The organism is Megamonas sp. (assembly GCF_986095205.1).
Window position 1 is genome coordinate 23,763 of the sequence record NZ_CFQVBI010000002.1, and the last position, 23,422, is coordinate 47,184.

A 23,422-nucleotide genomic window follows, 5' to 3' on the forward strand; every position below is an offset into this window, starting at 1 on the left:
AATCAACTAATATTATAAGTTGGAAATTTCACGTTAATTATATCATTACCATTATTAGTTTCTCCATTACCACCAATAACTCCATAAGCTGGATTTAATCCTTGAAGATTAACATTATACTTACCGGAATTATTAAATACATTAGATAGCTTCTTAACAGTAGCTTGTAAATTAGGGTAATAATGTAAATCATCTACCTTGCCTAGCTTTAAGAAATACTTAATATAGAAAGGATAACGTTGACCTGCATTAACTTTAGCCGTAACATCGTCTCTACTATTAATAGTAATACTAGCAGGAAAGAAATACCTTAACCACGGAATATTAGGACTAGGAAGTTCTTTATTACTAGTATGTTTATATCCACTAGCCTGACACATAAGATATACAGGAGCAGTTATTTCATCTACTAATTGAAATGTACACAAGTGTTTCAGCATATCAAAGTTAGTATTATTTTCCCAAGATTTAGGGAAAGATTGCCCTTTTAACGCACCTTCGGCAGTTTCCGTATATAATTCATCAGAATTAAAATCCTTCTTTAAAACGTCCGCAGTGACCTGTATGATAGGCTTCATAGAGCTGTTTTCGTTCTCTAAAATCGGATAACTGCAACTGTACGTATGTTTGTGTCCGCCAAGACATAAACGGTAATTGTGGGTCTGTAAGAACTTTGAGAACCAATAAGCGTTAGCTTTAGTGGTATTGAAATTCAATCTACTACCACTTCTCTCAACACTAGTGTTTTCTTCATTATTCCAATAAAATGAATTAATAAGATTTTGAGTAATAATAGTAAAAGGCATTTCATGACAATAAGCTATCTTAGCTTTAGCATTAATAGCTTTTGCATCATCTCTTTCACACCATTGTCTTATTAAGTCATACATTACTCCGGTAGTAGAAAGTCCATAAACACTTCGTTCAGTATTAGAACTTATCTCACTATTAACACATAAGAAATGGGTATGACCAACATCGAATGAATATAATGATTCAACGAATATTTCTTTTCCTTCAACAGTAAATACAGGAGGATTATCTTCATCCATTTCATAACAATAGAAGAAACGAATGTTAGTAGCATTAATTTTAGAATCATCTCCACCGTCACCAAGAACATATACATTAGCCGGAGTTAAATCATTGTTACCAACAGTTACCATTTCAGCAATATCGTATAGTGGTTCTCTTCCTGCTTCATAATCTAACCATTCATTAATACGATTACCATTCTGTGTCATATCGCCAGTATTAATCATAAAGTAGCACACAGATATGTTACTATTTTCATATCTATTAAAGTCCTTCTTTATTTGTCCGGCAGTTATTCTCCATACATTATATTCATCCCAATTAAAGCCTTGTTGGTCGGAAGTCTGAACAAAGTTAAGAACTTCGCTCCCTGCATTTTCGCTCATAACTACAAATCTACGAATATCGCTCTTATAAGTTTCGTCTCTACCTACATAATATTCGTAATAAATATTCTTATCCCTTGTATGAGTATCATATTGTTCTCCTAAATGAGTAAGTATTACTTTATGAGTAGTAAAAGGAGTACCATCAGTAGTTATTGCACGAATACGATTATAATATTTACGAACACCAGTCTCATTTTTAAATGATTCTACTTTAGTCCAATTAGTATAACTACTGTCACTTCTATATGCACGATACCATAAATACTCATCATAGTAACCTACTGACACCCAATTGAAACACCTACTAGCATCATCATTAGGTTCATTAGATTCATTAAAAGTATAACAAGCCTTTCTACCTAAAGTCATAGTAACCTTATTAGGTTTAGTATGGTCTAGTAAAGTCTTATTAAAGAATATATTCTTGTTCTCAAAGCTAGCACGTGGAGTATAAGAATCTACTCTAGGTATTATGTTTGCTTCGAGATTAACAAAGTACATATCATTAGCGTTATTTCTAGCACTAAGAGCTTTAGTAGCTTGCTTAACATTGTCCATAGTATAGTACTTAGTAAATAAATACTTACTAGTAAGATAACCATAAGCAGTATTTTCAGCAGCATCAACTTTATCAGCATCACCAGCATTTAAGATTTGAAGTCCAACTAAATCAATATAACCTTTAGATACCCTTATAGGGGAAGTCGTGTTATTATAAGGATTCGCAACAGAACTAGGTGACGTTCCCCAAGTCAAGAAAAATTTAGCTTTCTTATTATCAAACTTAATAAGATTACCATCACTAGCATACCACTCCATATCATAAGTCTCAACTTTAATACGAGTAGTATTAGTATTCATTACTGAACATTGAGCACCTCTAATTAAGAATGTCGAACCTGCTTTGATATTCCCCCATAAAGGAAGTACTTCCCAATTTCCACCTTCTGTACCATACTGTAATGATAGTCCATTAAGAGACACATCTTTACCCGTAAGATTACTAAGTTCAACGAAGTTATGAGAGCATGGATTATAACTATATTCATCACTAGTAATACCACCACAATACAAAGAGTTAATATATAACTTTTGTAAATATAGAGTAGTTACATATACCCAACCAGTTCCGGGTTCTTCTTGTCCACCAGTAGGTTCTGCTTGTGGTGTATCTAACTCTTTCTTATATACTACTAGCTGTCCGTTATTATTAACCTTAACACGATATACTTGTCCATTAGGGGCAACGAAACCAATAGTATCTAATTTATCTAATGCTTCATAATCAATACTGCCGCCACCGCCTGAACTAGTACCAGTAAGATTAACAGGTTCTCCATTAATCTTAGTATATAGACGTTTTACATCAGTAGCAATTAGAAGTTCGTAATCTACGAAATTATTAAAGTTATCTTGAATTTCTTTAAGAGTACCATAATGCCCACGAACCGCTTTAGTATTTGGTTCATATTCATCTGTTTCAGGTTCAAGACTTTCACCAACAGCAGCAACTCTAATTGCTAATTGTCCAGTATTAGGGTCAATAGGAGTATATTCTTTTAATATAGACTTAGTAAAAGTATTACTAACATGACCAGGATTTATAATTAAATCTCTCTGATGGACAATAGTATCAAGATACTTTTGTATCACTTGAATAGATTGAATTATAGGAGCTAGCTTTTCATCTTCTTCAAGAGCTGCTCCTAATCCAGAAGTATCTACCCAAAGAGAATTTGTATTAGCAGGAGGATTGTCTTGTATATAAACAGTTTGAACTGGTTCATCTCCACCACCTTGTTGCTTAACTACAAGATTTTTGTTTTCAATACCTCCATTAAACCAATACTCGTTAATAATATTATTTTGTTTAATACCTACTGTAAGACCTACTGAACGTAATTCAGGAGGCAATTCTTTCATAGCTTCTGCAATACTATTATAAGGTCCATACTTAGCATCAATATCAGGTAGAGGATTATAGTTATCATCTACGCTGTTATTAATAATAGGTTGACCTATACTTATTCCTTTTCTCATATTACTTGTTTTTACAGGTTATACGAATAGCATCATCAAATACAGAAGGAGAATATAAGAAGAATACTTTATAATGTATATCATCAACAGTACCACCAGGATTATTAGTCTTATAAGCACCGTCTGAACCGTCCCAAAGAGTAGTAACAAAAATAGTACCATATTCAGCTTTAATAAGCGTCATAAGTGTATCAGGTATAAGAAGATAATGAATCTTCTTTTCTTGATGAATAGTAAATGTATTATTCTTATCTCCTGTAATAGTTCTAGGAGTATTACCTTCTAATGCCATAATATCACTAACAGACATATTTTGAAATGTCTGCGGTGCAATATCTGTATGTCCGTAATACATAACGTTCATTTTAGGAACAGACTTACATTCTACAATAAAGTCATTAGAATAATATGTTTCACCGTCTTCTCCTTCTACACTAGCTCTAAATATATAAACTTGTCCTACTTGAGCGTTAAGCGTTAGTTCATTAAACTTAGCCGGACTATCAATAGATAATCCCGAAGCTATAATATTCTCTCTTTCGTTAATAACTTGATATATAGTAAGAGTATCTTTAACTACATATTCTTTATTAGCGATAACAAACGTAGCTTCATTATATTTTATCTGTTGAGCACCAGTAATTGACATAGGAATATTAAGTTCAAATGTCATAAATACAGGCTTCTCATCAGTAGTATATTCATCACAACCGAATTGTAGAGAACTATTAATGTAATTAATAAGTAAATCTGCTTGTTTCCAATACCCTAGAGTATAAGCTGCACAAGCAGATTGAAACATATTCCAACAGTTAATTACTTGACGATTGATACCTTTACAAGTAGAAGTACAATCTTTAATCATATCTACTCCTAAGTCACTTAACTTAATAAGTAGTTTTTTATAAACACAATTATACTTACTTGGAACATCAAGATAAGTATACATTCCATCTTCGTTCTTTCTCATTGCATTACTATTAATTCGTTATACATTGCAATTAGATTTTGCTGTTGTTCTTCACTAAGTTTAGATTCTACATTAGACATATTACTAAGAATAATCATAGCATTATATCTACATATATCTTCATCAGTAAGAATGAATCCAATGTTGGAGAGGTGTACAACTTGTACACCTCTATCAACCAATTTGCTTTTTACATTATCGAAGTTTATGTCCATTACTTTAATGTATTATTTGTTATATAAGTTATGTAAGACTGAAACTTCAAGTTTATTTTATTATTAAAACTAGATATTTTATCTTCTTTACTAAGATTGTCATTAAACACTATCTCTATTATAGACTTCTCCACTGACGGCATCCAATCCTTTTTCATATTATCACTAGCCTTTACTCCATTAATCTTATATAAAGCTAAGCTAGAGAATACACTGTAAAACTCTGCATTAACTATATTATGGATATTAGCGAATATATTATCTTTATTAGTATGGACGTGGTTATTAATAACAGTATTAGTAACGAATATAGTCAATCTCATTGCCGAAGCGAACATAGAATCTTCTATTGCAGTCTTACACTTGTCTTTATCTTTATCTATGATATTCTTTGTAATATCAGTGATAAACGTTGAGACTTGTAGCAATGATTTAGATACTTCATCAAGAGTACTACTAATAGAACTAACAAACTTTTCGCTTTCAGTCTTCTTCTTATTATCCAACCATTTATATAATAGTAGGAAAATAGAAATAGTTATCAAGGAACTCAAGCCTTGATTAAGAGCAAATTCGATAATTTCCTTCATCCCTATTTATGATTAAAGGGATTACTACTAATTTTAACATTAATAGCAACCCCTTTATTAAACTATTACGAGTTATATTTACAATATTTTCTTTAAGCTCCTGCTGCTGCCGGAGTATTAATAGATGCAAATATTTTTTCAAGAGTAGCTATTTGAGCAGCTCCTGCCGGAATAGCAAGATGAATAATAGTCTTAACATTTTCGGTACTACCACTACGAAGGTCACGATGCGGATAGAAAGTTAGTGTAAACACTGTCCAACCACCAGCATTAGAGAACTCCGGCAAAGTATATAACTTACGAGCATCGTTGCTAGTAGAATTAATACCTTCACCACCAATACAACGAATCTGCAATTCTTTAAGAGCAGCATCATCATTAATTGGTTTCACAGCTTTTGTAGTAGTTACTTCTGTTCCAAATAATGAATCTCCTGCAATAAGATTCCATGCTTCATAATCAGTACCAGTTACGGTAATTTTAGCAGCAGCAACACTAGCAGTAAATCCTTCATTCTTACCAAGAGAATTAAGTTGAGTACTTAACTTCTTAGCAATAATAGCAGCAGTATCACCTTCACGAGCACGTTCACTAGCCGACCACTTATAACGTTCATTAAGAACAGTATGAGCTTTAGCCATAGTTAACGTATAATCCTTTCCTTCTACGGGGGTAGGAACAGTAATTTCCGCACTAAATTTAGTTCCGGCAGCATAGACACTCTTAACATAAGAGAAACGTCTAGTATCAATATCAGATACAATATTGGTATACTTGCTCTTATTAGCAAATGCTCCACCACCAACAAACAAGGTAAACATCGGAATGTTCTTAGTAAGAGCTTTCGAGATGATTGCACCTTCATTGTCGTAAAGAGCAACAGCACCCTCTGTAATACCTGCTGCATTAACAGCAGCTAGAGTAGCGGGAGTAGTAGCTAATGCAACATTACCTGCAAATAACAGTCTTTCCATTTTATTCTAATTTAGATAATTCATTTGAAACTTTTTCATAACTATTATTATTAGAGATAGCATTAAAGGTATTAACAGCTCTCTTAATAACTTCGTGCATAGCAACATCTGATAGTTCATTCGTAGTATCGGTTGCAATACTAATTAGAGTAGGATACTTAATATAATTAACTAAGAACTTCTCTATCTCGAATGTTGCTATTACTTCAATATTAGATTCAGTCTTATAACATATAGGACTTATAACAATAGACTTTGAATGATAATCGTTCATCGTTTCACTCACTAAGTCTAAGTCTATCAATCTGCAACGATAAGACTTATCCCCCTTAAAGGAGTAGACAGATGTGTAGAACATGGGTGTCGGATAGTCGTTCAACTCTACCTTATAACCAGTACCAAACATTATATCTCCTTGTTTAGCGTCAATCTTAATACTAGTATGAAGAGGACTAAGTTCTGTCAATCTTATAACGTTATCAGAGATACCATCGAGTTCACGATTACCTTTACGAGAGAAAACATCTTTCACATATTCGATAGTCTCTAAATTGATTATTTCGTCTACCTGTTCGGGAAGTATTGCTCGCACAGTTTTCATGCCCATTTGTTGAGCTAGAAGCATGAACTCGTTATGTATCTCTGCTACTTTCATAATAAATAGTTATTATAATTTTAGTTTAGTTTCAAGTGCTCTTTTATAATCAGCATTTTCGGAGTTACTGAAATAAGCCAATGCTTCTTTCATGTTAGCTCCGATAAATCCACCTTCGGGAGTAAGAACAGTTTGATTAACATCAGAACGAACTAGCTCACCTTTGGCGATAGCTTCTTCAATGAACGCTTGAAGCTCAATTTGTGAATTGTTAAACAGTTTGTTGAATTTCTCCGGCTCTTTAATTGCAAAGTCGTCAAGCATCTTTTCTTGGATAGTTCTATCAAGTAACAAGTTAGATAATACATCCTGTTTGTTACTAGCAGAGTAACATACGAAAATAGCTTTAAACTTAGCATCATTATCAATAGCGTCAAGATAATTACGTCTTGCCTTGTTAGCTTGAATACGATTACGTTTAAGACGATTACTTTCTCGTTGTTCATCTTTAATATAGAATTTAACACGAGGGTCGAAGCTAATAATAGCTACGTCTTTAGCTACAATCGGATAAAGTAAACAATGACGATATGCTAAGTAATCATCTACCTTAATAGGATGTCCGTATTGATAACGAGTTGCTTCAAGAGCATTAATCTTAGTTACATACTTAGCAATAGCATCTTTCAACTGTTTAGGATTAGACTTTTCAGCATTATCATATTCTTCGATAATCTCTGTTTCATCTATCTTATAGTTCAGATAATCTCTTTTCTTATTCCATTGGAAAGAACAATTAAGTTTCTTTCCTTCACCATCAACAGGAATAGATATACTATTAAACCAACGTTGAACGCGAGTAATATATTCCTGTGAGTTAACGGAGCAACCAACAAGGGAAGGCATGTATGCTTCCATTTCTTTATAGTTGCTAGTTAAGATTCTAGCTGAATTAATACTACCACCAATGCTATCGTGACGGTCAACGATATATCTAGCATTAACTTGACGATAAACAGAATTAATAGTAATATCAGTAGCAAGAGCTATTGTAATATATCTTTCTTCTAAGAAGTCTCTATCTAAACCATCTTCTTTTTTAAGAAGTTGTTCATAGGTTTCTCTAGGAGTTTCCGGAGCTTTAGCCTGTGTAGTAGCACTAGGGCTATTAGTTGGATTATTTAGACTACTGCCGAATGTTCCGGCTTTTGGTGCTTGTCCTTCCATTATAATTTCAATTTTAATTGTTTAACTTAGAGTACGCACTCCAACATGAACATCTTCTCTTGTCTATCTACTTGCAAACCGCGAGACATCTTAACTTCATATTGAGACTTATCAATGTCCGTAGAGATAGAGTTGCTAGGAACAGCTCCCCAAGACGGTGGAATAGGAGTAAGACCTTTCAATACACCAACAAGGTAAGACTGACCTTTCATACGTACCATACGAACATTACGATTTCCGTTATATACAGAGTTGTCAATGAACATCAGTTTGTGAGATGTCATAGGCAAGCCAGTACGAGGATGAATAAGTCCATTAGCTTTTGCTGTTTCAGCAATAGGAGATTTATCCAAGAAAGGAAGATGAATACAAGTAACAGTATGTCCGTCAATAGTCTTATACTTACGGAAGTATTTACCATAAGTAAGACCACCTGCTTCTTCACCAATCATTTTCTCTCCAAGTGGAGTAATGAATCCTTCGGACTTAACATCTTCACGGATAGCCATATCGAAATCTTCGATACCACCTTTACCTGCATACAGAGTAATCTCCATAGAACCAGTATCGGTATCTTTATCAACTACGTCACCAATAGTTCTTTTTAGCTTACTAAGAGGCAAGTATTCACCATAAGTATCGTAGTTAGATTCTTCAAGGATTTCAAACATACCAGCAGTTTCAGGAATTGGTTGGTCATTATCCCAATCCTTCATATCAATAGTACCATTAACAGTACGATTGTAACGAGATGTCCATAAGTCAATCTCGTTAGAGATACGCATCTGAACATCGAACTGGCGCATTTCTTCATTAATCCAACGAGTATCAGTACCACCGCCTTTAGTCTTGAAAGCATAACTAACAACAACATTACTAATGTTACCTGCAATTTCCTTGCTATAACGCTTGAATCCTAGCTGGGATTTCATAACACCAGGTCCCATTACATTAGTCTTGTTACCCTTAGAATAAGATTCAGGAATAGACGGAGCTAACATACACCAATACTTACCTTTTTCAAGATTAGTAGGGTCAACATAAGCACTTTTATCAGGATTCTTTAGCTGCAAAGAATACAGATGTCCACCATGACTACCAGCACCATGGTCTCGCATTACACGAACAGCAGTTTTACCGTCAGGAGCAAGTAAACCGTACTGTTCGATAATAAGACCAGTAGCAAACTCAACCTTAATAGGTTTACCACCAATACCCGGAGTAGTATCATTAGTATCAGCCCAAACAATGTAATCATTGAATCTCTGACGACCCATTGTCTTCCAAGTCCACTCAACAGTAGTAATATCACGAACACCAGCAGCACCTTGTCCTTCTGTAAGGAAAGTTAGCGGGAATCGGTCATCTTCCATACCATAAGTATAAGTCAGGAAGTTGTTAATCTCTTCCGGTTTTTGAATCATTAAGGCAGCAAGAGATTGCTCATTAGAGTAACCTCTATCATCATATCTACCTCTTTCGACTTCTCTTAATTTGTACATATTCGTTTTAATTTAGTTAGTTCAAGACTAGTTGGTCATTATCAACTGTCTTAGAATTATTACCTTTACTATTGATAATAACAGTCCTTTTACCAGTAGTTTGTGCTGCGGTAGTTCTAATAGATAGAACTTTCTGCTTGTTAACAGCCATACCGACAAGACTAGCATAATCGCCACCAGTAAACCTAAGAAATGCTTTAAGTAAATCATCCTGCATACGAGCATTAGAATCAACTTTAGCTTCGTCTAACATATAGGCTGTATTACCTTCATTGTCAATAGGAGTAGACACATACTTCAAGAAGTCTTTGCGACTAAGCATTACCTTCTTTCCGTCTTTGTTACACTGAATTTGTTCAGGAATACTATAACCTAATAGTTCGCCTTTACTAATAGTCTTTTCTACATTATCCCAATATGCTTTCTCTTCGGCAGCAGCAGCAGCTTCTTTAGCTTCTACTTGTGCTTCCTGTTCAGCAAGTCGAGATTCATAAATGCTATCAACAGCTTCTTTAGATTCAACAGCAGTATCATAAAGAATACCGGCGTTCTTACAATAGTCAATGAATTTATTTACATCTCCTTTTTTACCACTAAGTTTCCATTCTTCACGAATGAAAGTAGCTTGTTGTTCTTCGTTATCTTTACTAACAGTAATCTGACTTCTATCAGGAATTTCTACGAAGTCTTCAAGAGTACCGTTAAGTTCAAGATGATTGATAACTTGTTCTACTTGTGGATAAGTTTCAAACAGATTGTTAAGAGCAGCAATTTGAGCTTCTACAATTCTATTCTGAATTACTGTATCAACATAAGCAGCAACACCTTCTGTATTATTATCAAATACAATAGGATTACCATTTTCATCTTTAAAATCAGAACCAAAACGAGTTTGTAATTGTTCAAGAACACTTGGTTCAGAACCATTTTGAGATATAAGTTCAGCAAGTTCAGCAGCAGTACGAAATACAGTTCCATCGGCAGCAAGAGCATTACCGTTAGCATCAATAGTATAATCTACACCATCAACATTTACAGTATCACCTTCTGATAATACCACTTCTTCCCCCGTAGAGGAGCTTCCTTGCTGTCCTTCTCCTTGTCCCTGTTGTCCTTCTTGGTTTTCACCACCATTATCAACAGTACCAGTATTAGCACCTTCGCCTTGTCCTTGTTGTCCTTCTTGTCCAGCACCTTGTTGTCCCTGTCCGGCAGGATTGCCGTTAGCATCAGAGCCAGTACCTTGACCTCCAGTATTAGTAGTATCGCCATTATCAATACTACCAGTACTTAAATCTAAATCATTATTACTACTAAAAGTTCCCATAATAAATATGTTTTGATTATTACTTTCACTCAAATGTAATCTAATAATATGAGAAAGCAAACTCTTACTAGTCTGAATACTCTTATTATTAGGTTTAGAATTGCCCGTATTTGTATTTAAGTATTACTAGAGTTAATCTTATCAGCAGAAACTTTGCGTTCGATACAGGGCAAAAGAATGAGCCATTTTAAGACCCGTCACGGCATTTTAATGCTTTCCTTTACAGTTCATCCATTCGATAGGGTAAATGCAACAGAGGCAAAGGAAACGCTATCTACGTCGATTTTATGGATACGAAAAACCCTACGGAAAGTTCCGTAGGGCACGTCTGAATCATAGAGAATGGTATATAGCTAATTATAACTTAGTGTTTACTTCTTAGTAGAACTAGATTTAGACTTAGGACTATCATATTTATTCTTATTCTCTTTAGCTATCTTTAGTTCATTATCTCTATCTAATGCAGAGTTAATCATATCTAAATCCTTAGCTCGTTTCTTTTCATTTAGTTCAGCTTGTTTCAATGATAGTTCGGCAGAATTATCTTGTGGAGCAGCTTGTGCAGGTTGATTAGCTAAAGCAGCCATAGCAGCTTCTGTATCCATTCCTTTAGCAAGTAAATCATAATAACCTTTGATTTCTGCTAGCCTAGCATCTTGTTCCCCCTTAGCAGCTATCTGTTCAAGAGTTGCTTTATTCTTAGCTTCTTCTAACTGTTGGTCTAATTGTCTAAGTGATTCTTCATTCTTCTGACGAATCTCTTGATAACGATTAATAGCTAGTTTAAGACTAGATATATTACCGGAAGTAATAGCAGCAACAGCAGACATTAAATCTCCATTTTGACTAGCATTGAAAGCCCACTCTTTAAGTTGTTCAAACTTCTCTGTTTCTCTATCAGAGTTTTTAGCTTTGATTACATATTGTCCAAGAGTATGATTATCTACATTAAGAGATATATATTGCTTTCTATCTGACTTATCATAATAAGAAGTATCTAATCCATCTATCCAAGCTAACTTAGAATTATTTAAATCTATTAGATATTCGTCCTCACGGAACTTATCGAACATATAGTTAATAATAACTGTACCCATTGAACCACGAATAATAGCTTCTTCTGTTGTACCTTTACCAGCACTAGTAGCTATCTGTCCGTAACGTTGTGGTGTCATATCTACCATTTCACGAGCACTGGCTTTAATAGATTCAATAAGATTAGATATTTCAGTAATATAGCCGGAGATATTAGCGTCAAGCATTTTAATAGATTGTGCTTTAGTACTATTAATATCTTCTGCATCATCATACGGGAATATACCTTCTGCTGCTATATTATAAATAGCTTCTTCTGCATCTTCTCCAAATAAAGATTTAGCTGCAACAAGAATAAACATCTTGTTCTTAGCTATCATCATCTCTCTATGATAAGAGAAGATATTGATTAATATTTGAAATGGAGTAAGTATTTCTACAATAGAGAATCTTCCCATTTGAGGAAGTACTTCTTGAAGTCCACAATACTGCAATCTAACATCATCATCTAATTGGAAAGGAATAGGTTTAGCACCACCGGGATATATACCAAAACGTTGACCTCCTATACGATAACCTTCATAAACTTGTGGTTTATATACAGAAGTTATCTCAATATGTCCAAGTTCAGGATTAAATTCAAAATCATCAGAAACAATCATTTCATCAACTAATCCTACCTCATTAACATATTTCAATATCTTAACTTGTGTATAACCTCTCCAATTAACATGCCATACTTCAAGTAGTTCTCCGTTCTTTAATCTTAAATCATAACCATCAGAAGGGAATATCTCTCTATTATCGTTCTCATAGCTTTTACATTTTTCAGGGAAATAATAAGTATAAGCATTAAGACTAAGTGTACGAGTAGCACCAACTGTACTAGGATTATAATATTTAGTTATAAACTCTAGTTGTTCATCTGATAATTCATCGGAGAATTGGTCTATTACCTGATTGTAACTCATTAACATTCTACGAGCTACAATATCATACTTAGATACCATTTGTTCTCCATTAGGAACAGGAAACATATCAGTAGTTGGAACCCACTCTTTAACTAGCTTTTTGCCACGAACAGTATGGAAACTATAAACTTCCCCTGTAACGATATAGTTAAAGTACTCAACTGGAACTATTGTCTCATTATTAAGAACATCATCAATAACTTCTAATAGTTGTTGAGCTTGTGCACTTATTTCATCTATATAATTATCAATAAAGTTCTTTTCAAACTCTTCTGCATCAGCTGCTAATTGTTCAGGGTCAACCTCTTGTATTGGTTGTCCTTGAGCTTCTAGTTGAGCATTTTCAGCTTGTTGTTGCTGTATTCTTCTTTGAAGTTCTTGTTGAAATGCTAACATAGCTCGCTTAACTATATCTTCTCGAATAGCAGCATCACGAGCCATAATGATTTCAGGATTATTAGCACCAACAATAAATTCATGTTGAGATTTAACGTATTCTGATAAATAACGACGAACTACATCATTAATAATATCAAGATTCCTTAGAGTAGCAGGAAACCTTTTAAAGTTCTCCTTCGTAGCATTATAAGGATTAAGTGTTTTACGATAGAACTCGTCAGGCATTTCTCCATGAAGTATTTCAAGAAGTTGTTCTGTCTTAGTTCTATCATTACACGCTAGTCCGGCAGCAATACAATAATCTATTGTTCTACCAGCCCAGTATTCATCCTTTTCAGAATTAGGGACACGCTGTTTAGGCATGTCCCCAAGTCGAGCATTTAGCTTAGCATCAATCATAACAATTCGCTTAGTTTAATAAGTATATTAATGTACCAATCAATAGCACCCGTACTTATTACTATAACTAGCATTAATACGAATCCTATCATTCCGCCAAGCAATGTAGCTAAAATATCTAAGAAATCAAACTTACCGCCATACATTTTATCTTTAAATTCCATGCCTACGGCTAAGCCTACTACTAACATTATTCCTAGTAATCCACATGGGATTGCGTAGAGGAAATGTTTTAACCTGTTGCTTTCTGTTAACCAACTCATAATTAATAACGTTTACGATTCCAAAAGTTTTCTTTCTCTGTTTGCACTCTCTGTCTATGTTCTAGCTGCTTTTTAGCAAACTTATCATTAGCAGCCCATTCAATACCACGAACAATCATTTCAGATACACGGTCAAAGTTACCAGTATTAGACCATTTCTTCAACTCTAGTATAGACTGATAATCATATATAGTATGAAGAACAAGCATATCACGACCATCCTCGAACTTCCCTATGGGGGAATACAACATTTCCTTTAACATTCGCAGACCATCGAGTTTAACTGTTTCACTACTAATATCATAACCAATAGTATTAATCTTCTTAGTATTAATATTAGTATCCCATAAATGAACTGGGTGATAACCTAAGTATCTAACAGCTTTCCACTTTTTAAAATTACTAACTGTTTCACCACGATTAATCTCGACATTAGTTGTACCAAGACAATTATAAGTAATTGCAAAGTAATAACAGATTCTATCTGCTTTCTCTAGTTCATCAGGACGACCATAATACACAGCACATAATCTAGGACGATAACCATTATATATACAAGGATTCATCCAAACTTTAATACTATTATGTGAATGTTTATTAGTAAGTTCTTTCTTATCCTTATCAATACCAACAGGGTCATAACTAATACTATATATTCCCGGAGGAGTACCTTTAGTTAGCTGACCTGTCTTTTTATCTATGTATTCTACTTTAATTGGATTAAACCATTTACGAATACAACCTTCAGGGTCTTCATTAGAGTGACGAGGAACATTCTTAATATAATCAAAGTAATCCTTCTTAAATACACCACCAGTAGCAGCAATACGTTCATTAGGAATAAACTCGAAGTTATCCGAATCATATTCTACAAACTTGCCATCTATATAGAAGTTATATTTATTAGACATCTTTAGTTCTTGCTCCCATTCATCTAATATCTCACTACTAAATATATTCTCACTTACAGAACTAAATGATTCACTAGGCATATTAGCATACTGCCCACAATAACTAATAAATTTAGCGAATGATTTACTCTTAGCTTTTTCAGCAGCACGTTCTTCTTCTGCTATTTGAAAACCAAGAGCTATATCAGAATTACCATCATCATCAAGAGAAGTAAGAGTAGCGATTTGATTATCATCGCCAATCTTATAACCTTCAAGTCCCCAACAATAAGGTTTAAAGTAACCACATACTTCTGCTCTACTATCTTTATCCCATACATTTTCAAATGCCATAAAGTTTCTACCTCTAGGGTCATAGAAGTTTTGCTCAAATGTTACCCAACCTGCATTAGCTTTACCAGCAGTACCCCAAGCATTAAGAAAACCAGTAGTAACAGAACCAGTCTTTAGAGTAGGTTCAGTTACATCCATGAAATCATCGAAGTTCTCAAACTCTGACATTTCCTCACACTTGATTTCTCCGGCATCTTTACCAACAGCAGCAGAAGGATTGTTCTTAGTAGATACAGATATACAAGCACTATTCCAACTGTTATCATCTATAATAGCTGTACTAGGGTCTTTATAACCTAAGATAAAATCACTAGCATCAATCTTAGCTATACCTCTAGCAAAAGGAGTATTAGATTCATAGAAGATAATTTGCTTCTTCATAAAGTCAGATAGACCTCCTGATTGAACCAAAAACTTATTATCACTAGCCGCATGAATAACAGCACGGTTAGGAGTAAGATTGATAAAGTTAGCAGAACCAATAGCTTCCATATAACTAAATCCACCACGTCTTGTCTTATCGTTGATAAGAAACATACCATTTTCTCGACAGAACTGTTTGATTAAGAAGTACCACCACTGACAATCAATGAATCTAGGGAATCCTCTTATCTTACGACCAGTAACTTTACCTTCTTCTACTCGAAGTGTTTTAGTATCTAGTTTAAGAATACGTCCATAATTAATAAAATTATAATGTTCACCAGTAATATAGACATCTTCTATCTCACCAGTTCTAGTATCCATAAGACAAGGAGCTTTAAAACCAACAAGTCTACGTAGAGTTTCCTGTTTACGAAAGTTTATATGAGGCATACTATCTACTGCAAACTTAGTATAAACTCCTTCTTTTTCATAAGTAACAGCAGCAGGACGTAGAAGGTCTGTATTAACAAAACGTTTATACGGGTCAATATTCATTAAGAACCCTCCGCTTTCTCCTATTAAGAAATGGTCGAATGGGTCTTTATATCCACAGTCTCTTGCGTGCTTATATTTCTTTCCTTTATCTTCTTCATTATAATAAACGAAGAATGGATATTCACTAAGTTCCATACTTACAATTAGTTATTTTAATAGTATAACAACAAGAATAGCTAGCACACCTGTACTAGCTATGAATCCATTACGTTGCTTCTTATACTTTTTAGACTTATTATATTCCTTATTAAGATTAACAATAGCTTGATTACCTACTATTGTTATTCTCTTTATTTCTTCACGTTGCTTAGATATAATAGAATCCTGCAAGTAGCTATCTCTAACTTTTAGTTCGTATAACTTCTTGTAGGATTCATATTGACTTTTATACTCTTCTGAAAGTATTAACTTTGCATTGGCTATTCTTAATACTTCTTTATCTAGGCGTCGCTTCGCTCCGCCATCCCCCATAAAGGAGTAGGATTGCTGTAAACTATCTACCTTCGTCTCCAACCTTTGGATTCTCAACTCCGATTGGTTTTGACACAAGATATATGAAGCGTTCGAGAATAGCAATACTATCAGTATCACTAATTGCTTTATCAAATTCTTTCTCATACTGATTAGTATTATTAAGAGTATTGAGAATAGAATCTATTACTAGTTGTAAACTATCTCTTTTTGTTTTTATTTCCTGATATATAGTATCAGGAACGATAAGCGGGACTTCTACATTTTCCTTATTAAAAACAAAATTGTTTAATACTCCAATTATAACAAACGGGATTACTACTATTAATAGTCCTATTCCAATACTCTTTAGTTTCATATTATTAAGTCTTTTTCTTCTAACAACGTATAAGTAAATATGTCGCCCCATAAAGGAATTGCTAGGTTAACTATATTCATAAGTTCTCTAAAATCCATACTTCTAGCTAGAACTTGGCAACCAGCAGACCAACCATCAACAACAATACTTGATTCACCTGCTTTATGAATATTGATACCAAACATTCCTTCTTCTATTGTTGATTCATCACAATCAAGATAAAAGTCTTTATTAGTATCACGGAATACTTTGACAGGTTTATGTTGAACAAGAGCAAGATACTGTCCCTTATGATAACCTTTCTTAAAACAACCACGATACTGACCAGGAACTAGAATTGCACAACCTTTAATATTAACAGGATTAGTAAGACTTTTATAACCAGGGTCAGTAGTACAAGGATATATAGGAGTATATCTCTTACCGTTAGCTGTCCAGTAATCAATTATAAAAACATCATTGAACTCATTACCATGTTCTTTGGAACGAACACCAATAAGATTAAGATTATACTTACCTTTATCAAAGTAAGAATAACCTTTATTCTCTAGTGTCTTTCTCCAATCAACAGTACGACACCTATCTATTAATAAATTATTATATTTAGACATGATATTACATTTATATTATACAAATAAATTCATTTGTTGTTTCTGACTTCCATTAACAGTTTGATAACGGATATTAAGTATGGTATCTATTTCAGGTTCTAATCTAGGAATCTTATACCATTTAGCTGTTTCACTTTTACTTTCATCAATATGGAAACCGTCTTTGAATCTTTGAGGTCTACCATACTGGTTAAGAACAAATGGAACTTCAATATGACAAAGAGCTAAACCACGACAAGGCAAACCAGTAATAAGATGAACCATTTTAGCATATAGATTTAACTGCAAGGCATAAGTAGTACCATTACAATTAGGTAGACCACCAAACGGTGGAAGTAGAACATCTTCGGGCTTATGAACCCATTCATCTGTTTCTTGTACTGGACGAACAGTTTTATCTTTCTTATAGTATCCTGCTTGAAATCTAAGACCTGTACGATTAGTTTTCCAATCAAGAATAACAAAACCATCTTCACGAATAGGAAGTATATCAATAGTTCCACTAAGAAGATACTTAGGAAGAAATGCTCCTATCTCTGAATATATCTTATAGTCTCGTTCAGTATAGAACTTGAATACTTTATATATTTCAGGATATTTATTTTCAGTATGTTCAATAAAAGCATCGACATCGAGAAGTCTTACATGACTATCAACAACATCTAAATCAGCAACAGTAACCATTTGTTTACTTTCTTGTTTATTCAGATATTTAATAGCATTAAAGAACTTACTATTCTGACGAATACCATCTTCAAAACTATTATGATAGACATTACCCATATCACAGGCTTTATCTCGTATACTATCCCATTGATTCTTTATATCTTTAATAGAAGTATTTTCTTCTTTAGCTTTGTACTTAGCCCAATAATTAGAATCAAACTTAGGAACATACGAATGAATAATAGTAGTAGCACTAATATAAGAATTACCACAATTATCGGTATACTTATGAGTAGGTTCGTCAAAGTATAACTTAGTTTGCTTATATTCAGGTTTAACTGGTATCATTTTGTACTTTCGTATTTCCCCCGTAAAGGAGTGTTAACAATACTATCACTTATCAATCCTAGTTCTCTCTTTTGAGCTTCTACTTGAGCTTCCAAATCACTAGCGTCTTTAGCAGACATAGAACTAGTAACTACTTTACCGCCACGAGCTTTCTTCTGTTCTATTTCAAGAGCAGCAGCTTGTTTAGCTTCACCTAAAGATTTAATCTGATTAGGAATGATATTAATAATACCATTTAACTTAGTTATCAAATCAATAACTGGTAAAGTATCTTCGGCTTGTATACCTGCATTAAGTTTATTAGTAAGTTGTTCACTAAGTATATTAGCTGCACGAGAACTATTATGAACTGCTCTAAGAATAGTTTCAAGAGCTTCACCTGCGACACCCATCTTATCTTCATGGTATCTATCAACAAGACGAAGAATAAGAGCATCGGGCTGCCAATCATTAGGAAGAGCGTAATTAGCTCTAGCAGATGCTAAGGCTTCGGGACGACTATATCCCATTTGATTAGGTGGAGATTTAGGGTCAGCTAGGTAGAAAATAACTCCAGCTTCTTTAAGATACCGAAGTTTATCTTCACTAGTATCACGAAGATATAACTCTCTTACATCTTTATCCTGTATCTGATAAACGTTAGGAGCAAAAGGATAACCTTGCTCGTCAACGCTAATCATACCTGTTAAATCCAAAGGGGCAATCTTCGTAATCATAACCTTTATTATTTCTTAGTTCAATATAGTAATCAGAATCATTAACTGGCTTCATCTTACTAAAGAAGTACATATATAATTTAAAAGACCTTTCATCTTGATTAAACTCTCTAAGTTTCCTTGCAGCTAATTTACGATTAAGTCTAACAGTTCGAGATATTATCGAAGTTCTACTTCTAAATTTACTACGTTGAGCCATTCGAGTAGCAACTATACTCTTTTTAAATTTCCAATATTCTTCATTAGTAAGTTCTTGCCTTTTAGCCTTCATTACAGGGTGATGTTCTATTGCATCTAACTTGGCTTCATTAACAATAAATCCACCAATAAAAGGAATTGAAACTCGTTGTAGACTTTTAATTCTATCAACAATTTGGTCTTCAATATTATCTATAATATCATCTATTATTTCAGCTTCAAGAGGTGTAACACCTAATAAACCAATAATATCAGGACGAGTTACTAATAACTCCTTTTTCTCTTTTAAATCAATAGAAGGCATCTAGTTTATATATTTAGTAAATTAGTAGCTACTATAAATTTCTGCGGTTTACCGCTAACAGGAAGACCTTCAATAGTATTCTGTCCTTGAATATCAGAAAGACGAACAATCTTATAACCAATACAAACCACTGTTTCAGCAATAGTAGTAATCAACTTACCATTATCTCCTTTCTTTTCAACGGTAGCAGGAGTAACATCATTACCAAGTAGACTAATAACTGAACCACTCCCAACTTTACGGAATATCTCGCCACGAGCAATACTAAGATTTAAATCTTGGTCACTACGAATAAATTCAGCAAGATTATAAGGAGTAAGTTCATTACTACGAGGATTACAATCTATACCGGTAAATACATCAGACGGAGCAACATATAAGAAACGATTAAGAAAAGCTCTATCTATCTCTTTAACATCGTCACCATAATTAGCTTTAACTAATATGAACTTAGTATTACCAGTACCTTTCAAGTCAGGATTAATAATCTCACGAAGTTTGGCAGTCTGAACAATAGCAACAATACCAAAATGTTTGAAAGGATTAATATTCTTAACTCTATCAGAAACATATTGGAAATCAATTTCTGCAATGTGTTGAGGAACTAGGAAAGTTTCTCCTTTAGTTTTGTTCTCTAAATGTAACATGATTACTTTAATTAGATTGTTAATACTATTAATTAAGTTGACTAGCATTACTAAGAGTAATATATGCACCAGTCATTAATAGTACAAGTATACGAATAATATTCGTACTATCAATATCTAACTCGTTAAAAAACCTTTAGAATTGTATTCGCTGTATAATTCACATCCATTCACACTAGTTCACATTAGTGCACACTCTAATACAAGTCCACTACTTAACTAAAATATCGACTAAATCTTACCATTCTATTTTTACAATCCTGATGCTAAATCTTCGAACTCTTCGATAGAAGAGGAGAAAGGACTTACACAATAAGACCCAGTAGACAACTAATACCATATAATATAAATAAGACTAATTAAGGACTTAAAGGAATTGATTAAACTAATAGGACTAAGTATATCGAAGATAGACTTTGGACTACTAACAACAACAAGCAACGAATAGGAAATAAAAGACATAAAGGAAACATTAGAAAGAAAGGATTAGGAAATACTAATGTGTAGGGACTTAGAAGTAAGACTTATAATGAACTTAGGATTAAGACTGGGACTAATGATGTGTAGAGACTTAAAAATACTGTTAGGACTACTGTTGGAACTATTAGAAGAAAGAGAATTAGAAATGCTACTGTTGACTCTACTCCACAAAATAATATTTTTCGTGAGTATATTTTTATCGAGACGAAGCTCCTACCCAACACCGCCCCCTACTTCAAACCAATTCCAATACCCCCGTCAAGACCAAATGACTTTAAACATATTGCTATTAATATAAATGTTTAATTAAATACTTATGCTTATGATATTCCTATTGTTACTATCAATAGCAGTAGCTATGACTACTGCTACTTATCTGTCTATGGTTAATAAACAGAGACGGGATTGGAGAAAGTACGGTCGTGCAGGTGAAACCTACGACAAGTTTTGTTCACGTTATTATACTAGATACGTATAAATATTAGTGATAAACTAAAAGTGGCACACTTAGCATTAAGTATGCTAGGTGTGCCAGTATTCATACATCTAAGTTACATTAAGTTGTACGATAACTATGTGAATAGCTTTCTAATACTATTAGTAGTGTTAGTATTGATACTAGATGCTAACGATGTTGTTAAAGAACTATTGGCTTAATCAAACCAAATGACTTTAAACATATTGCAGTTACTATCAAACCAAATGACTTTAAACATATTGCCATTGTGCGTGTAGTCGGGATGCATATTGGTTGAACAGTTGCCGACTGATTTATAACATTTAATTCGTTTTATTATGGGAACAAGAGTTAATGATGCTGCTAGAAAGGCAGCCGAAGCAGCTGCAAAAGCTGCAAAAGAAGCTGCTGATGCAGCAAGTGCTAACGCTGAAACAGTTGCTACCGATGCTACTGCTGATGAAGCTGCTGACGCTCGTATAGTTGACCTATCCGAGTATCATGGACAGGAAGCAGACGATATTACTCGTCTCTTGCTTGACCGTCCTGATTTTGAGAATCACGACAGCTTAATGATTACTAATATCATTGATAATAGCAGTCGTTATGCAGGTGCACTTACTGTGGTTGTTAATCGCAACATTCCACAGTTTGTGAAAGATGCTGCTAGTGGTACTTATGTCGAGTCTACGACTCGTAATATATTTACTAGTCGTATTCAGCTTGCAGCCATTCTCAAAGGTCAAGGCGAACCAATGCTCGCCAACGCTGTTATGACAGCTCCGTTGTCAGTGTTGCACGTTATCTTCAAGAAGGCACGTATTAGTGTGCTTGGACACGTGCTTGCGCAAGGTGAAGTATTCGTTAATCCGTATGCTGCTAAAATGTCTCGTGAAGAACGTGTTAATGAACACGACCGTTACGAGTATTTCCCGTACGAACTTAGTATGCGTACGTTGTCCCTTGCGGACGAAATGCTCATGGCAGACATGTTGGCTAAATACCAACCTGATGCAGAGGGTGCAGCTTAACCAGTTACGTAGGAGAGGGAAACCTCTCCTACTAAACTAAGAATACACCATTCGGCACGTGTTCGACAATACTCTCGACGTGTGTTCGCTAACTGGGATTGGGAACAACCCTAGTCACCTGATAAGCGAAATGCTACAACTGATAAGCGAAGCTAATCAACTGATAAGCTAAAATCATAAACCAATTTAAATAACAAAAGTATTATGAAGATAAATGAAAAGAAAACTATAATAAACATAGATGTTATAGCTGTTGATACTCTTGAAATCACATATGATAATCATACAACTCAAATGATTCATCCTAATGATATAACTGAATACATATCTAAGCTAAAAGCCGATATTAAAAGACTATTAGACATATTATCAAAGATTGACTAGTTAGCAAGCTAAAACCCTTGCAAACCCTAAGGGTCGCAGCAGCTCCACGTTAGCCAAGAGTAATGGACTAATAGCGGAGTTAGAAAATCCGATGCAGAATCCGATGCGTCTATATTATATATATATATATTATATACTTTAGTATATAATTATAATATATATATATATAGGGGTCGAAAAGACCGTCCGCAAGGTCGGTGACTATTGTCGTAGACAATAGGAGCAAGCTCACACAATCACACCCAACAACAACAAATAGTATCAATAGTATCAATAGTATCAAGACTATTACTAGTATTGACAACATCAATGCTCGGAAGGGTCGCTAAGGCTCCTCGTTAAGCTAGATAGTAGAATAGACAATAGAGTGAGATAATAGTAGTGGAGTAAGAATAGTTAGAAGATGTAGATAAGAGAGATGAGTTGGTTAAGTAGTGGGGACTACTCCCTCTCTCACCTCCACTCCCTCATTCTAACTCACTACTCTAACCTACAATGTTGCGACTACTACCTAAACCTCTTCGTTTATGGAGTTGAGATTTGAATCCTATTTTATTATCATACTATTAATCTATACTATTAATCTATACTGTTGTTTCTATTATATTAATAGTTAGGATTTGAATCCTATTCTATAATTCTACTATTAGATATT

21 protein-coding genes are annotated in these 23,422 nt (G+C 34.1%); 2 read left to right on the forward strand and 19 right to left on the reverse strand.

Annotation, left to right across the window (positions count from 1 at the left end; all coding sequences use genetic code 11):
• Window positions 1–2: 2 nt before the first annotated feature.
• The 19 genes from AC5LAX_RS00250 to AC5LAX_RS00340 all read right to left on the reverse strand — a co-directional run bounded on the left by AC5LAX_RS00250 (window position 3) and on the right by AC5LAX_RS00340 (window position 20,415).
• Window positions 3–3,464 carry a metallophosphoesterase gene (locus AC5LAX_RS00250; RefSeq protein ID WP_493263499.1) on the reverse strand — a complete coding sequence of 1,154 codons (3,462 nt, stop codon included), beginning with the start codon at window positions 3,462–3,464 and terminating at the stop codon, window positions 3–5.
• A 1-nt stretch (window position 3,465) separates the two neighbouring features.
• Complete coding sequence (locus tag AC5LAX_RS00255) at window positions 3,466–4,434, reverse strand: hypothetical protein (RefSeq protein WP_493263500.1); 969 nt, start codon at window positions 4,432–4,434, stop codon at window positions 3,466–3,468.
• On the reverse strand, window positions 4,431–4,649 hold the full coding sequence (locus tag AC5LAX_RS00260) for a hypothetical protein (RefSeq protein ID WP_493263501.1): 219 nt from the start codon (window positions 4,647–4,649) through the stop codon (window positions 4,431–4,433). Before AC5LAX_RS00260 ends, AC5LAX_RS00255 begins: the two co-directional genes overlap by 4 nt.
• Window positions 4,649–5,239, reverse strand: a complete 591-nt coding sequence (locus AC5LAX_RS00265; protein WP_493263502.1) for a hypothetical protein — start codon at window positions 5,237–5,239, stop codon at window positions 4,649–4,651. The genes AC5LAX_RS00260 and AC5LAX_RS00265 overlap by 1 nt, the downstream gene beginning before the upstream one ends.
• 92 nt (window positions 5,240–5,331) lie before the next feature.
• Window positions 5,332–6,213, reverse strand: coding sequence for a hypothetical protein (locus tag AC5LAX_RS00270; protein WP_493263503.1), 882 nt, complete (start codon window positions 6,211–6,213; stop codon window positions 5,332–5,334).
• A 1-nt stretch (window position 6,214) separates the two neighbouring features.
• Window positions 6,215–6,868 (reverse strand): hypothetical protein, encoded by a 654-nt coding sequence (locus AC5LAX_RS00275; RefSeq protein WP_493263504.1) that lies wholly within the window; start codon window positions 6,866–6,868, stop codon window positions 6,215–6,217.
• A 12-nt stretch (window positions 6,869–6,880) separates the two neighbouring features.
• Complete coding sequence (locus AC5LAX_RS00280; RefSeq protein ID WP_493263505.1) at window positions 6,881–8,035, reverse strand: hypothetical protein; 1,155 nt, start codon at window positions 8,033–8,035, stop codon at window positions 6,881–6,883.
• A 26-nt stretch (window positions 8,036–8,061) separates the two neighbouring features.
• A complete protein-coding gene (locus tag AC5LAX_RS00285) occupies window positions 8,062–9,537 on the reverse strand; it encodes a hypothetical protein (RefSeq protein ID WP_493263506.1) in 1,476 nt (491 codons plus the stop codon).
• Window positions 9,538–9,553: 16 nt separating this feature from the next.
• Entirely contained in the window at window positions 9,554–10,864 is a 1,311-nt protein-coding gene (locus AC5LAX_RS00290; RefSeq protein ID WP_493263507.1) for a hypothetical protein, read from the reverse strand.
• 371 nt (window positions 10,865–11,235) lie between these two features.
• Window positions 11,236–13,668 (reverse strand): coiled-coil domain-containing protein, encoded by a 2,433-nt coding sequence (locus tag AC5LAX_RS00295; RefSeq protein WP_493263508.1) that lies wholly within the window; start codon window positions 13,666–13,668, stop codon window positions 11,236–11,238.
• Window positions 13,665–13,859: a hypothetical protein gene (locus AC5LAX_RS00300; RefSeq protein ID WP_493263509.1), complete on the reverse strand. Its 195-nt coding sequence runs from the start codon at window positions 13,857–13,859 to the stop codon at window positions 13,665–13,667. Before AC5LAX_RS00300 ends, AC5LAX_RS00295 begins: the two co-directional genes overlap by 4 nt.
• A gap of 74 nt (window positions 13,860–13,933) precedes the next feature.
• Window positions 13,934–16,231 (reverse strand): hypothetical protein, encoded by a 2,298-nt coding sequence (locus AC5LAX_RS00305; RefSeq protein WP_493263510.1) that lies wholly within the window; start codon window positions 16,229–16,231, stop codon window positions 13,934–13,936.
• Window positions 16,232–16,243: 12 nt separating this feature from the next.
• Complete coding sequence (locus tag AC5LAX_RS00310) at window positions 16,244–16,567, reverse strand: hypothetical protein (RefSeq protein WP_493263511.1); 324 nt, start codon at window positions 16,565–16,567, stop codon at window positions 16,244–16,246.
• A gap of 22 nt (window positions 16,568–16,589) precedes the next feature.
• Window positions 16,590–16,925, reverse strand: coding sequence for a hypothetical protein (locus tag AC5LAX_RS00315; protein ID WP_493263512.1), 336 nt, complete (start codon window positions 16,923–16,925; stop codon window positions 16,590–16,592).
• A complete protein-coding gene (locus AC5LAX_RS00320) occupies window positions 16,922–17,536 on the reverse strand; it encodes a hypothetical protein (protein ID WP_493263513.1) in 615 nt (204 codons plus the stop codon). The genes AC5LAX_RS00315 and AC5LAX_RS00320 overlap by 4 nt, the downstream gene beginning before the upstream one ends.
• Window positions 17,537–17,551: 15 nt before the next feature.
• On the reverse strand, window positions 17,552–18,550 hold the full coding sequence (locus tag AC5LAX_RS00325) for a hypothetical protein (RefSeq protein WP_493263514.1): 999 nt from the start codon (window positions 18,548–18,550) through the stop codon (window positions 17,552–17,554).
• Window positions 18,547–19,266, reverse strand: a complete 720-nt coding sequence (locus tag AC5LAX_RS00330; RefSeq protein WP_493263515.1) for a hypothetical protein — start codon at window positions 19,264–19,266, stop codon at window positions 18,547–18,549. The genes AC5LAX_RS00325 and AC5LAX_RS00330 overlap by 4 nt, the downstream gene beginning before the upstream one ends.
• On the reverse strand, window positions 19,223–19,768 hold the full coding sequence (locus AC5LAX_RS00335) for a hypothetical protein (RefSeq protein WP_493263516.1): 546 nt from the start codon (window positions 19,766–19,768) through the stop codon (window positions 19,223–19,225). The genes AC5LAX_RS00330 and AC5LAX_RS00335 overlap by 44 nt, the downstream gene beginning before the upstream one ends.
• Before the next feature lie 5 nt (window positions 19,769–19,773).
• A complete protein-coding gene (locus tag AC5LAX_RS00340) occupies window positions 19,774–20,415 on the reverse strand; it encodes a hypothetical protein (RefSeq protein ID WP_493263517.1) in 642 nt (213 codons plus the stop codon).
• A 1,275-nt stretch (window positions 20,416–21,690) separates the two neighbouring features.
• Here AC5LAX_RS00340 and AC5LAX_RS00345 point away from each other — a divergent pair.
• Both AC5LAX_RS00345 and AC5LAX_RS00350 read left to right on the forward strand, forming a co-directional pair.
• Window positions 21,691–22,383, forward strand: a complete 693-nt coding sequence (locus tag AC5LAX_RS00345; protein ID WP_493263518.1) for a hypothetical protein — start codon at window positions 21,691–21,693, stop codon at window positions 22,381–22,383.
• 204 nt (window positions 22,384–22,587) lie between these two features.
• Window positions 22,588–22,767, forward strand: a complete 180-nt coding sequence (locus AC5LAX_RS00350) for a PH domain-containing protein (protein WP_493263519.1) — start codon at window positions 22,588–22,590, stop codon at window positions 22,765–22,767.
• The last annotated feature ends 655 nt before the right edge of the window (window positions 22,768–23,422 follow it).

What these genes read in the sequence shown, in the direction of transcription:
- AC5LAX_RS00250 (WP_493263499.1), bottom strand. Translation starts at nt 3,464, where the DNA reads ATGAGAAAAGGAATAAGTATAGGTCAACCTATTATTAATAACAGCGTA.
- AC5LAX_RS00255 (WP_493263500.1), bottom strand. Translation starts at nt 4,434, where the DNA reads ATGAGAAAGAACGAAGATGGAATGTATACTTATCTTGATGTTCCAAGT.
- AC5LAX_RS00260 (WP_493263501.1), bottom strand. Translation starts at nt 4,649, where the DNA reads ATGGACATAAACTTCGATAATGTAAAAAGCAAATTGGTTGATAGAGGT.
- AC5LAX_RS00265 (WP_493263502.1), bottom strand. Translation starts at nt 5,239, where the DNA reads ATGAAGGAAATTATCGAATTTGCTCTTAATCAAGGCTTGAGTTCCTTG.
- AC5LAX_RS00270 (WP_493263503.1), bottom strand. Translation starts at nt 6,213, where the DNA reads ATGGAAAGACTGTTATTTGCAGGTAATGTTGCATTAGCTACTACTCCC.
- AC5LAX_RS00275 (WP_493263504.1), bottom strand. Translation starts at nt 6,868, where the DNA reads ATGAAAGTAGCAGAGATACATAACGAGTTCATGCTTCTAGCTCAACAA.
- AC5LAX_RS00280 (WP_493263505.1), bottom strand. Translation starts at nt 8,035, where the DNA reads ATGGAAGGACAAGCACCAAAAGCCGGAACATTCGGCAGTAGTCTAAAT.
- AC5LAX_RS00285 (WP_493263506.1), bottom strand. Translation starts at nt 9,537, where the DNA reads ATGTACAAATTAAGAGAAGTCGAAAGAGGTAGATATGATGATAGAGGT.
- AC5LAX_RS00290 (WP_493263507.1), bottom strand. Translation starts at nt 10,864, where the DNA reads ATGGGAACTTTTAGTAGTAATAATGATTTAGATTTAAGTACTGGTAGT.
- AC5LAX_RS00295 (WP_493263508.1), bottom strand. Translation starts at nt 13,668, where the DNA reads ATGATTGATGCTAAGCTAAATGCTCGACTTGGGGACATGCCTAAACAG.
- AC5LAX_RS00300 (WP_493263509.1), bottom strand. Translation starts at nt 13,859, where the DNA reads ATGTTAGTAGTAGGCTTAGCCGTAGGCATGGAATTTAAAGATAAAATG.
- AC5LAX_RS00305 (WP_493263510.1), bottom strand. Translation starts at nt 16,231, where the DNA reads ATGGAACTTAGTGAATATCCATTCTTCGTTTATTATAATGAAGAAGAT.
- AC5LAX_RS00310 (WP_493263511.1), bottom strand. Translation starts at nt 16,567, where the DNA reads ATGGGGGATGGCGGAGCGAAGCGACGCCTAGATAAAGAAGTATTAAGA.
- AC5LAX_RS00315 (WP_493263512.1), bottom strand. Translation starts at nt 16,925, where the DNA reads ATGAAACTAAAGAGTATTGGAATAGGACTATTAATAGTAGTAATCCCG.
- AC5LAX_RS00320 (WP_493263513.1), bottom strand. Translation starts at nt 17,536, where the DNA reads ATGTCTAAATATAATAATTTATTAATAGATAGGTGTCGTACTGTTGAT.
- AC5LAX_RS00325 (WP_493263514.1), bottom strand. Translation starts at nt 18,550, where the DNA reads ATGATACCAGTTAAACCTGAATATAAGCAAACTAAGTTATACTTTGAC.
- AC5LAX_RS00330 (WP_493263515.1), bottom strand. Translation starts at nt 19,266, where the DNA reads ATGATTACGAAGATTGCCCCTTTGGATTTAACAGGTATGATTAGCGTT.
- AC5LAX_RS00335 (WP_493263516.1), bottom strand. Translation starts at nt 19,768, where the DNA reads ATGCCTTCTATTGATTTAAAAGAGAAAAAGGAGTTATTAGTAACTCGT.
- AC5LAX_RS00340 (WP_493263517.1), bottom strand. Translation starts at nt 20,415, where the DNA reads ATGTTACATTTAGAGAACAAAACTAAAGGAGAAACTTTCCTAGTTCCT.
- AC5LAX_RS00345 (WP_493263518.1), top strand. Translation starts at nt 21,691, where the DNA reads ATGGGAACAAGAGTTAATGATGCTGCTAGAAAGGCAGCCGAAGCAGCT.
- AC5LAX_RS00350 (WP_493263519.1), top strand. Translation starts at nt 22,588, where the DNA reads ATGAAGATAAATGAAAAGAAAACTATAATAAACATAGATGTTATAGCT.